General features: G+C 70.4%; 9 protein-coding genes. 4 read left to right on the top strand and 5 right to left on the bottom strand.

Annotation, left to right across the window (positions count from 1 at the left end; genetic code table 11):
- Together ACWCQM_RS14215 and ctaC are read right to left on the bottom strand one after the other, a co-directional pair.
- The coding region (locus ACWCQM_RS14215; protein ID WP_450915558.1) for a cbb3-type cytochrome c oxidase subunit I at window positions 1–509 on the bottom strand (509 nt) is incomplete at its 3' end.
- Window positions 506–1,474, bottom strand: a complete 969-nt coding sequence (gene ctaC, locus ACWCQM_RS14210) for an aa3-type cytochrome oxidase subunit II (protein ID WP_450915557.1) — start codon at window positions 1,472–1,474, stop codon at window positions 506–508. The genes ACWCQM_RS14215 and ctaC, both read right to left, overlap by 4 nt.
- 272 nt (window positions 1,475–1,746) lie before the next feature.
- On the opposite strand from ctaC, the gene ACWCQM_RS14205 reads away from it, so the two are divergent.
- Window positions 1,747–3,129 carry an aminotransferase class V-fold PLP-dependent enzyme gene (locus ACWCQM_RS14205; protein ID WP_450915556.1) on the top strand — a complete coding sequence of 461 codons (1,383 nt, stop codon included), beginning with the start codon at window positions 1,747–1,749 and terminating at the stop codon, window positions 3,127–3,129.
- A 16-nt stretch (window positions 3,130–3,145) separates the two neighbouring features.
- Here the strand turns inward: ACWCQM_RS14205 and ACWCQM_RS14200 are convergent, their stop codons facing one another.
- The gene (locus ACWCQM_RS14200; RefSeq protein ID WP_073747634.1) at window positions 3,146–4,120 is read right to left on the bottom strand and encodes a carbohydrate kinase family protein; all 975 of its coding nucleotides are present in this window, start codon (window positions 4,118–4,120) and stop codon (window positions 3,146–3,148) included.
- 160 nt (window positions 4,121–4,280) lie between these two features.
- Here ACWCQM_RS14200 and ACWCQM_RS14195 point away from each other — a divergent pair, with 160 nt between their 5' ends.
- Together ACWCQM_RS14195 and ACWCQM_RS14190 are read left to right on the top strand one after the other, a co-directional pair.
- A complete protein-coding gene (locus ACWCQM_RS14195) occupies window positions 4,281–4,478 on the top strand; it encodes a hypothetical protein (protein WP_450915555.1) in 198 nt (65 codons plus the stop codon).
- A 121-nt stretch (window positions 4,479–4,599) separates the two neighbouring features.
- Window positions 4,600–6,048: a hypothetical protein gene (locus ACWCQM_RS14190; protein WP_450915554.1), complete on the top strand. Its 1,449-nt coding sequence runs from the start codon at window positions 4,600–4,602 to the stop codon at window positions 6,046–6,048.
- A gap of 146 nt (window positions 6,049–6,194) precedes the next feature.
- Here ACWCQM_RS14190 and ACWCQM_RS14185 read toward each other — a convergent pair whose 3' ends face one another.
- On the bottom strand, window positions 6,195–6,551 hold the full coding sequence (locus ACWCQM_RS14185; protein ID WP_018103583.1) for an iron-sulfur cluster assembly accessory protein: 357 nt from the start codon (window positions 6,549–6,551) through the stop codon (window positions 6,195–6,197).
- A 221-nt stretch (window positions 6,552–6,772) separates the two neighbouring features.
- Here ACWCQM_RS14185 and nadA point away from each other — a divergent pair, with 221 nt between their 5' ends.
- Window positions 6,773–7,960 (top strand): quinolinate synthase NadA, encoded by a 1,188-nt coding sequence (gene nadA / locus ACWCQM_RS14180; RefSeq protein ID WP_073747631.1) that lies wholly within the window; start codon window positions 6,773–6,775, stop codon window positions 7,958–7,960.
- A gap of 73 nt (window positions 7,961–8,033) precedes the next feature.
- Here the strand turns inward: nadA and ACWCQM_RS14175 are convergent, their stop codons facing one another.
- The gene (locus tag ACWCQM_RS14175; RefSeq protein WP_450915553.1) at window positions 8,034–11,189 is read right to left on the bottom strand and encodes an efflux RND transporter permease subunit; all 3,156 of its coding nucleotides are present in this window, start codon (window positions 11,187–11,189) and stop codon (window positions 8,034–8,036) included.
- Window positions 11,190–11,263: the final 74 nt, after the last annotated feature.

Below are 11,263 nucleotides of genomic sequence, written 5' to 3'. Positions count from 1 at the left end.
ACGCCCGGCGAGCGGACCGCGTCCGACAGCGGGGAGTAGGCGAACCAGCCGAAGTCGGCCGCACCCTGCGGGGTGAGGAAGCCGGCCACCGCGATCAGCGAGCCGAAGAGGTACAGCCAGTACGCGAACATGTTCAGCCGCGGGAACGCCACGTCGGGCGCGCCGATCTGCAGCGGCATGATCCAGTTCGCGAATCCGGCGAACAGCGGCGTCGCGAACATCAGCAGCATGATCGTGCCATGCATCGTGAACGCCTGGTTGAACTGCTCGTTCGACATGATCTGCGTACCCGGACGGGCCAGCTCGGCGCGCATGAAGAGCGCCAGGAGGCCGCCGATGCAGAAGAACGCGAACGATGTGACCAGGTACATCGTGCCGATCGTCTTGTGGTCAGTGGTGGTCAGCCACTTGACGACGACACTCCCCGGCTGCTTGCGCCGTACCGGCAGCTCGTCCTCGAACGAGTCGTCTGCTGCCGCGGCACCCTGGGATTCGTTGAGGATGCTCACAGTTTGTTGGTCTCCGCATTCCTGGCCGGGTCCGTCTGCTCGATGCCTGCCGGCACGTAGCCCGTCTGACCCTTCTCCGCCAGCTCCTTGAGGTGCTGCTGGTAACGCTCGGGAGAAACGATCTTGACGTTGAAGAGCATCCGGGAGTGGTCCACGCCGCAGAGCTCGGCGCACTTACCCATGTAGGTGCCCTCCTTCGTCGGCGTGACCTCGAAGGAGTTGGTGTGGCCCGGAATGACGTCCTGCTTCATGAGGAACGGCACCACCCAGAAGGAGTGGATGACGTCACGCGAAGTCAGGACGAAGCGGACCTTCTCGCCCTTCGGCAGCCACAGGGTCGGACCCGGGTTGCCGTTCTGCGGGTTGCGCGTACCGGGGATGCCCACGTCGTAGACGCCGCCGGCGCCCTCGGGGAAGTCCTTGCGGTACTTGTCGGGGATGGCGTCGAGCTCCTTGGGGACCTCGTTGCCGGCGGAGGGCTGGCCCTCCACCTTCTCGATGTAGTTGAAGCCCCAGCTCCACTGGTAGCCGACCACGTTGATGGTGTGGGCGGGCTTGGGGCTGAGCTCCAGGAGCTTCGATTCATCGCGCGCGGTGAAGTAGAAGAGCACCGAGACGATGATGAGGGGGACCACTGTGTACAGCGCCTCGATAGGCATGTTGTACCTGGTCTGCTGAGGTACCTCCACCTTGGTCCTGCTACGCCGGTGGAAGATGACGCTCCAGAGGATCAGCCCCCAGACAAGGACACCCGTGGCGAGCGCTGCCGCCCACGAGCCCTGCCAGAGGGAGAGGATCCGAGGGGCCTCTTCCGTTACCGGGGTGGGCATTCCGAGGCGGGGGAAATCCTCCCAGTTGTATGAACAACCGGAGGCCGTCGCCAGGACCAGGCCCGCAGTCAGCACCTGCGGCAGCTTCCGCCGCATCGGGCGCCGCGACGAGCGGTCGGAGCCGTTGGGACTCACGTAGCGCCTTCCCGAGAGTCTCGCCCGCACGGTCGGCGCGCCCGTCTCACTTGGTCGGTCGCCGGCCCTGACGCGGGCAGGGGTTTGGATGTTTATGCGGACCAAACCCTACTGGACGCTATTTGGGGTCGCGCGGGGAGGGTGCCCAACGCGCCGCCCGACACCCCGAAGGGGTGGAATCCGAGCCTCCGGCCGTCATCTGACGCCCCCTCTCCCCGTCCGGGCCGCACTCCGTCGCCGGGCGGCGGGCCCCCGCGGGCTAGCGTGGCCGCGTGCCCTACTTCGACGCGGCTTCCTCCGCCCCCCTGCACCCCGTCGCCCGCCAGGCTCTGCTTGCCTCCCTGGACGAGGGCTGGGCCGATCCCGCCCGTCTCTACCGCGAGGGGCGGCGGGCCGCGCTGCTGCTGGACGCGGCCAGGGAGGCCGCGGCGGAGGCGGTCGGCTGCCGGCCGGACGAGCTGGTCTTCACCTCGTCGGGCACCCGTGCGGTGCATTCGGCGATCTCGGGAGCGCTTTCCGGCCGTCGGCGTGTCGGCCGCCATCTGGTGCTCTCCGCCGTCGAACACTCCTCGGTGATCCATTCGGCCGCCGCGCTGGAGGCGGCGGGCGGGTCGTTCACCGAGGTGCCGGTGGACCGGAGCGGCGCGGTGGCCCCGGGGGCGTACGGCCGGGCCCTGCGCCCGGACACCGCGCTGGCCGCTCTGCAGTCCGCGAACCACGAGGTCGGGACCGAGCAGCCGGTCGAGGAGACGGCCGAGATCTGCGCCGACGCGGGCGTGCCCCTGCTGGTGGACGCCGCCCAGTCGCTGGGCTGGGGCCCGGTGCCGGGTCGCTGGTCGCTGCTGGCCGCCTCCGCGCACAAGTGGGGCGGGCCGGCCGGGGTCGGGCTGCTCGCCGTACGCAAGGGAGTCCGGTTCGCACCCCAAGGGCCGGTGGACGAGCGGGAGTCGGGGCGGGCCGCCGGCTTCGAGAACATTCCGGCGATCGTGGCGGCGGCGGCCTCGCTGCGCGCCGTACGCGCCGAGGCAGCGGCTCAGGACGCACGGCTGCGCGCACTGGTGGACCGTGTCCGTACGGCGGTGGCGGGCCTGGTGCCCGATGTGGAGGTGGTGGGCGATCCGGTGCGGCGGCTGCCGCATCTGGTCACCTTCTCCTGTCTCTATGTCGACGGAGAGACTCTTCTCCATGAGCTGGACCGTGCCGGATTCTCCGTTTCATCCGGTTCGTCCTGCACGAGCAGCACTCTGACGCCCAGCCATGTCCTGAAGGCGATGGGGGTACTCACGGAGGGGAACATCCGCGTGTCGCTTCCGGCGGGGACCACGGAGGAGGAGGTCGAGCGCTTCCTCGGTGTGCTGCCGGGTGTGGTGGCCGAGGTGCGGGAGCGGCTCGGCGCACCCGTGGCCGCGACCCCCTCCCCCGCGTCCCGGGAGTCGCTGGTGGTCGACGCGCTGGGCCGGCGCTGCCCGATTCCGGTGATCGAACTCGCAAAGGTGATCGGAGAGGTACCCGTGGGCGGGACGGTGACGGTACTCGCGGACGACGAGGCCGCCCGGCTCGACATCCCCGCCTGGTGCGCGATGCGCGAACAGGAGTACGTGGGCGAGGAGCCGGCGGACCGCGGCTCGGCCTATGTGGTCCGCCGGCTCCTGTGAGCCCGTGCGTCCGCCGTCAGGACAGGTGCTTGCGGACCTCGGAGGCCGCCTCGTCGCCGTAGGCCTTGGTGAAGCGGTCCATGAAGTGGGTGCGGCGCAGGGTGTACTCCTGGGTGCCCACGGTCTCGATCACCAGGGTGGCGAGCATGCAGCCGACCTGCGCGGCGCGCTCCAGGTCCACACCCCAGGCGAGGCCGGAGAGGAATCCGGCCCGGAAGGCGTCGCCGACGCCGGTGGGGTCGGCCTTGCGCTCCTCCTCCGCGCAGCCGACCTCGATCGGGTCCTGGCCGGCCCGCTCGATGCGGACACCCCGGGCGCCGAGGGTGGTGACACGGTGGCCGACCCGGGAGAGGATCTCCTCCTCGCTCCAGCCGGTCTTGGACTCGATGAGCCCCTTCTCGTACTCGTTGGAGAAGAGGTACGTCGCCCCGTCGAGGAGGATCCGGATCTCGTCGCCGTCCATCCGGGCGATCTGCTGCGAGAAGTCCGCGGCGAACGGGATGCCCCGCGAGCGGCACTCCTCCGTGTGGCGGAGCATCGCCTCGGGGTCGTCGGCGCCGATCGAGACGAGGTCGAGGCCGCCCACGCGGTCTGCGACGCTCTTGAGCTCGATCAGCCGGGCCTCGCTCATGGCCCCCGTGTAGAAGGAGCCGATCTGGTTGTGGTCGGCGTCCGTCGTGCAGACGAAGCGGGCCGTGTGCAGGACCTCGGAGATCCGGACCGAGCCGGTGTCGACGCCGTGCCGGTCGAGCCAGGCGCGGTAGTCGTCGAAGTCGGCCCCCGCGGCACCGACCAGGATCGGCTCCGTGCCGAGCACGCCCATGCCGAAGGCGATGTTGGCGGCGACACCCCCGCGGCGCACGTCGAGGTTGTCGACGAGGAAGGAGAGGGAGACCGTGTGCAGCTGGTCCGCGACCAGCTGGTCGGCGAATCGGCCGGGGAAGGTCATCAGATGGTCGGTAGCGATGGAGCCGGTGACTGCAATGCGCACGGCGGGGATGCTCCTGCGGAAGGCGGAGGGAACGCGCGAGCGCGCCCTCCGGGACGGCGTGACAGTTCACGCTACCCGGTGGCGCCGCCGGACTCGAAAGGGCAAAACTACCCGATAGTAGGTCTTTCTACCTGACCTCCACCGTGCGTACGGTGCGGATATGTCGAACACCATCGTTCCGCGTGAGTCCGAGATGAGCCTGGCCGAGCTGCGCGGGGACTGCGCGCGGATGGCGCCGCACTGGGTCGTACCCGCGAAGGCCGCCGCGAAGCCGGTGGAGCCCTCCCGCATCCACGGGGTCACCGTGCCGCCCTCCTCCGCCCGGCTGATCGACGCCATGTCCGACTACGGGGACTGAGCCGGGCGGCTCCCCCGCGCACACGCGGGAACCGCGCGCTCCCCTGCCCCGTCCCAACGGTGTCCCCGCCCGGGGACGGACGATGCGGCAGTGACGGCCAGCCAGCCGAAGGAGCGATCCGGTGAGCACCGACCGACCCGAGAACGACGTGACCGGCCCCAGGCGGCGGCGTACGCGCATCGCCGTGGCCTCGGTGGCCGCAGCCGTGCTGCTGGCCGGGGGCGGGGCGGCGTACTGGGCCTCGACGGCGTCGGGCGAGGCGGCCCCGGGGCTCCTGCCCGACCCGGGTGCCGGGTCGCCGCCCCCGCTGTCGCTGGACGCCTCGGCGGACGGCGGCCCCTCGGCGCCCTCGCAGGGCATCGCGCCCGGCGAGCCGGACCCGCACGGCGGCGGCGTGGTCTACCTCGCCGGCGGCAAGCTGCCGGAGGGCCCCGGGACGGCGGCCGTCCACCGGGCGGAGGGCACGGTGACCGCCTCCGAGGTGGCGCGGCTGGCGGTCGCGCTCGGGGTGGAGGGCACCCCGCGCGCGGAGGGCACCGCCTGGAAGGTGGGAAGCGACGGGGACGGGTCGGGCCCGTTCCTGCGGGTGAACAAGCAGGCGCCGGGGACCTGGACCTTCGCGCGCTACGCCGCCGGCGGCCCGGACGCGTGCGAGTCCCCCGGGACCTGCCGGAAGCAGGACCGTACGCCCGGCGGGTCCCCCGTGGACGAGAAGGCCGCGAAGGCCGCGGCGGTTCCGGTGCTCAAGGCGGTGGGGCAGGACGACGCGGCACTGGACGCGCGCCAGCTGATGGGCTCGGTGCGGGTGGTGAACGCCGATCCCGTCGTGGGCGGGCTGCCGACCTACGGCTGGTCGACCGGGATCCAGGTGGGCGCCGGGGGCGAGATCGTCGGCGGCAGCGGACAGCTGAAGGCGCTGGAGAAGGGCGACAGCTACCCGGTGCTCGCCGCGCAGGACGCGCTGAAGCAGCTGAACGAGGAGAGCTCGCGGTCCGCGAGGACGGACATCGGCGGCTGCGCGACTCCGGTACCCCTGGAGAAGGACGGTCAGGCCTCGCCGGAGGCGGGCTGCGACACGCGGAGCGGCAGCCCGGCGTCCACGACCATGACGGTGGAGAAGGCCGAGTTCGGGCTCGCCGCCCGGTACTCGGACGGGGAGCAGATCCTCGTCCCCTCCTGGCTCTTCTCCGTACGGCCCGAAGGGGGCGGCCCCTCGACCACGGTCACGCGGGTCGCGGTGGATCCGGAGCACCTCGCGCCGGAGGGCACCCGTCCCGCTCCGGAGCCCACGAAGGACCCGGACGCCTCGGGCGCCGCGATCATCTCGTACAGCGCGGACGGCCGGACGCTGGAGGTGACGTTCTGGGGCGGCGTGTGCAGCACCTACGAGGCCCGTGCCACGGAGAACGGCACATCGGTCCGGGTCACGGTCGACGAGTCCCGGAAGGATCCCGGGAAGCCGTGCATCCTGATCGCCAAGGAGCTGACCGGGACGGTGACGCTCGACGAGCCGCTGGACGGCCGGACGGTGCTCGACGCGGGGACGGGCCGGACGGTGCCGCGCGCCTGAGGTCAGTCCCGGCCCGCGCGTACGGGAAGGCCGTGCGCGTCCGCGCACGGGAAGGCCGTGCGCGCACGGACAAGCGGCGGCACATGCGACAGCGGCGGCGTTCCCGGGAGACCGGGAGCGCCGCCGCTGTCGTGTACGACTGGGGCTCAGCTGAAGGAGTCACCGCAGGCGCAGGAACCCGTGGCGTTCGGGTTGTCGATCGTGAAGCCCTGCTTCTCGATGGTGTCCACGAAGTCGACGGAGGCGCCGCCCAGGTACGGAGCGCTCATCCGGTCGGTGACGACCTTGACGCCGTCGAAGTCCTTCACGACGTCCCCGTCGAGCGAGCGCTCGTCGAAGAAGAGCTGGTAACGCAGGCCCGAGCAGCCTCCGGGCTGAACGGCGACGCGCAGCGCGAGGTCGTCCCGGCCCTCCTGCTCCAGCAGGGCCTTGACCTTGGCTGCGGCGGCGTCGGACAGGAGGATGCCGTCGCTCACGGTGGTGGTCTCGTCCGATACGGACATCTGCTTCTCTCCCGGGTTGTACGGACTGCTTGCCGACGGTCCAACCATCGGGGCCGCGGATTCATTCCGGGCCAGGCGCGTGTCTGTTCCCGTTCATGCTCGCACACTGCCCCCGTCGGGGGATGCGTCACATCGACGCTATCGGCATCGTCAAGCTGACATGAAGCGGTTATGATAGATAGCGTCAATTAGACGAAAAGGCTTTTCGCAGAAAAGAAAGGGTGCGTGTCGTGACCACCGCCCAGCCCCTGGATGTCCAGCCGACCCCCCTCGCCCTTCTGCTGCTCGGCCGCGAGGCCGACCCGCGGAGCGAGCGCGGGGTCGAATGCCCCGGCGACCTCCCCTCGCCGTCCGACCCGGACCTGGTCGCGCGGGCCCGCGCCGCGAAGGAGAAGCTCGGGGACAAGGTCTTCGTGCTCGGCCACCACTACCAGCGCGACGAGGTCATCCAGTTCGCGGACGTCACCGGCGACTCCTTCAAGCTCGCGCGGGACGCGGCGGCACGGCCCGAGGCGGAGTACATCGTCTTCTGCGGCGTGCACTTCATGGCGGAGTCCGCGGACATCCTGACCGGCGACGACCAGAAGGTCGTCCTGCCGGACCTGGCGGCGGGCTGCTCGATGGCCGACATGGCCACGGCCGAGCAGGTCGCCGAGTGCTGGGACGTGCTGACGGAGGCCGGGGTCGCCGAGCAGGTGGTGCCGGTCTCGTACATGAACTCCTCGGCCGACATCAAGGCGTTCACCGGCAGGCACGGCGGCACGATCTGCACCTCGTCCAACGCGAAGCGGGCGCTGGAGTGGGCCTTCGAGCAGGGTGAGAAGGTCCTCTTCCTGCCGGACCAGCACCTCGGCCGGAACACGGCCGTGCGGGACATGGGGATGACGCTGGAGGACTGCGTCCTCTACAACCCCCACAAGCCGAACGGCGGCCTGACCGCGCAGGAGCTGCGCGACGCGAAGATGATCCTGTGGCGCGGGCACTGCTCGGTGCACGGACGCTTCTCGGTGGAGTCCGTCAACGACGTGCGGGAGCGGATTCCGGGCGTCAACGTGCTGGTGCACCCGGAGTGCAAGCACGAGGTCGTGGCCGCCGCTGACTACGTGGGCTCGACGGAATACATCATCAAGGCCCTGGAGGCGGCTCCGGCCGGCTCGAAGTGGGCGATCGGTACGGAGCTGAACCTGGTACGCCGACTGGCGAACCGTTTCGCTGCGGAGGACAAGGAGATCGTCTTCCTCGACAAGACGGTCTGCTTCTGCTCGACGATGAACCGGATCGACCTGCCGCACCTGGTGTGGACGCTGGAGTCGCTGGCCGAGGGGAACCTGGTCAACCGTATCCAGGTCGACCCCGAGACGGAGAAGTACGCGAAGCTGGCGCTGGAGCGGATGCTGGCGCTGCCGTAGGCGGAGGCTCTCGTACACGCACAAGGCCCCCGACGCCATGAACGGCGTCGGGGGCCTCTCTGCGGGGCCTGTGTCAGGCCTTCGCGGGCTCCGGCTCCTCGGAGGTGGCTTCCGCCTCCGTGCCGGGGGCCGCCTCGCCGGACTTCGCCTCGCGCTTGGCCGCCTTCTTCTTCGCGCGGCGCTCCTTGCGGAGCTCGACCATCGCGTAGAGCGTCGGCACCAGGAGCAGGGTCAGCAGCGTGGAGGTGATCAGACCACCGATCACCACGACCGCCAGCGGCTGCGAGATGAAGCCGCCTTCGCCCGTGACCCCGAGGGCCATCGGGAGCAACGCGAAGATCGTCGCCAGTGCCGTCATGAGGATCGGCCGCAGACGGTGACGACCGCCCTCGACGACCGCTTCCACGACGCCCATGCCCTGCGACCTGTACTGGTTGATCAGGTCGATGAGCACGATCGCGTTCGTCACCACGATGCCGATCAGCATCAGCATGCCGATCATCGCGGGGACGCCCATCGGGGTGCCGGTGATGACCAGGAGGCCGATGGCACCGGTCGCCGCGAAGGGGATGGAGACCAGCAGGATCAGCGGCTGGATGAGCGACCGGAAGGTGGCCACCAGCAGCATGAAGACGATCGCGATGGCCGCCAGCATGGCCAGGCCCAGGTTCATGAAGGCGTCGTCCTGGTCCGCGGTGACACCGCCGATGGTCGCCGTGGCGCCCTCCGGGAGGTCCAGGGCGTCGATCTTCGTCTGGAGCGAGGTGCTGACCGCGCCGGTGTTGTCACCGGTCGGCTTGGCGGTGATCGTCGCCGCGCGCTGACCGTCGATCCGGGTCATCGAGACCGGGCCGGGGACCAGCTCCACATCGGCGATCTGGCCGAGCGTGACCGGGCCGAGCCGCAGGGCCTTCAGCTCGGCCATCGTGGTGGCCGGTTCGGCCGACTTCACCAGGACGTCACGCTCGGTGTCGTCCATGATCGCCTTGCCGGACGGGGTGCCGCGCACCGCGCCCGCGACCGCCGCGCCGAGCGTGGCCTCGCTGAAGCCGGCGTCGGCCGCCTTGTCGTTGGCCTTGACCGAGATGCGCGGGACGCTCTGGGCCAGGTCGCTCTGGACATCGGTGACGTCGTCGAGCTTCGCGACCTCGGTCCGCACCGCCTCGGACGCCTTCTTCAGGACGTCCGCGTCGGCGGCCTTGACGACGACGCTCAGGTCCTGGCTGCCGAAGCCGTCGCCCGCCGCGATCGTGGTGTCCCCGATGCCGTCGAGCTTGCCGAGGGCCTCGTCGATCCGGTCCTGGGTGGCGTCGAAGTCCGCCGAGTCCTTGAGGGTGATCTGGTAGGACGCCTGGTTGGCGCCCGTACCGCCGCCGAAGGCCGCCATGAAGCCGGAGGAGCCGACGGTGACCTGGTAGTCCTCCACGCCCTTGTCGGCGGCGAGGACCTTCTCGACCTTCTGCGCAGCCGCGTCGGCCGCCTCCAGGCTCGTGCCGGGGGTCAGCTCCTGCTTGACGGAGAGGACCTCCTGCTCGCCCTGGTCGAAGAAGTTCGTCTTCAGCAGGGGTGCCATGCCGAAGGTGCCGAACAGGACCACGAAGGCGATGACGATGCTGGTGACGCGGCGCCGGGTCGCGAAGCGCAGCACCGGGACGTAGAGCCGCTGGAGCCGGCTGGTGGCTTCCTTCTCCTCGGCCTTGCGGCGCGCCTCGTCGGGATCGGTGTCGGTGCCCTTGGGGGCCCGCAGGAACCAGTACGACAGGACCGGGACCACGGTCAGCGAGACCAGCAGCGAGGCCAGCAGCGCCGCCGTGACGGTGAGGGAGAACGAGCCGAAGAGCTGGCCGACCATGCCTCCGACGAGGCCGATGGGCAGGAAGACCGCGACGGTGGTGAGCGTGGACGAGGTGACCGCGCCGGCCACCTCCTTCACCGCGGTGGTGATCGCCGAGTGGCGCTCCTCGCCGTAGCCGAGGTGCCGCTTGATGTTCTCCAGGACCACGATCGAGTCGTCGACCACCCGGCCGATGGCGATGGTCAGGGCCCCGAGCGTGAGCATGTTGAGCGAGAGGTCCCGGGTCCAGAGCACGATCAGCGCGAGGACCACGGAGAGCGGGATCGAGACCGCGGTCACCAGCGTCGAGCGGATGGACGCGAGGAAGACCAGGATCACGACGACCGCGAAGACCAGGCCGAGCGCGCCCTCGGTGGTCAGACCGGAGATCGCCTTGGAGACGGCGGGGCCCTGGTCGGAGACGACGGTCAGGTCGGCGCCCGCACCGAGGTCCTTGCGCAGGTCCGGGAGCATGTCCTGGACGGCGTCCGAGATCGCGACGGCGCTGCCGTCCTGGTCCATCGTGGCCATGACGGCGAGGCTCGGCTTGCCGTTCGTACGCGTGATGGAGGTCGCGGCGGCGGGCTCCTGCTTCACCGTGGCGACGTCACCGACGCGGACCGGCTTTCCGGCCTCGCCCGTCGCCGGGTCCTGCGCGGAGACCCTGAGGTCCTCGATCTGGTCGAGCGAGGTGAAGGCACCGCCCACCTGGATGGTGCGGCTCTTGCCCGACTCGGAGAAGGAGCCGGCCGGGACGGTGGCGCCCCCGGCCTGGAGGCCCTGGGCGAGCGAGGCGGAGTTCAGACCGGCGGCGGCGAGCTTCTTGTCGTCCGGGACGACGACGACCTGCAGGTCCTGGACGCCGTCGACCGCGACCTGTCCGACGCCGTCGATGTCCTCGAGCGCGGGAACGACCGTGCGGTCCAGCTGGTCGGCGAGCGCCTGCTGGTCCTTGTCGGAGGTGACGGCGAGGACGACGGTCGGGATGTCGTCCGTCGATCCGGCGATGACCTGCGGGTCCACGTCCTCCGGCAGCTGCGCGCGGGCGCGGTTCACGGCCTGCTGGATGTCGGCGACGAGCTGCTTGGTGCCCTCGTCACCGAAGTCGAAGGTCGCCATGATGACGGCGTTGCCCTCGCTGGCGGTCGAGGTGACGCCCTCGACGCCGTCGACCGCCTTGATGGAGTTCTCGAGAGGTTCGACGACCTGCTTCTCGACCACGTCGGGGGACGCGCCCTGGTAGGGGGCCAGCACCGACACCATCGGGAGCTCGATGGTGGGCAGCAGCTGCTGCTTGAGCTGCGGGATCGCGATCGCTCCGAAAACGAGCGCGACGATCGAGATCAGCCCGATCAGGGCCCGTTGCGCGAGGCTGAATCTGGACAGCCAGGACATGGGTGGGTCTCTCTTCTGTGGCGTACGCGGCAGGTGGGCGGCTGTTCGGCGGCCACGGGTGGCCGCCGGGGATG

The organism is Streptomyces sp. NPDC002125 (assembly GCF_053593715.1).
Note: the sequence above shows the minus strand (reverse complement) of the source record. Positions and strands in the feature narration are given on the sequence as shown.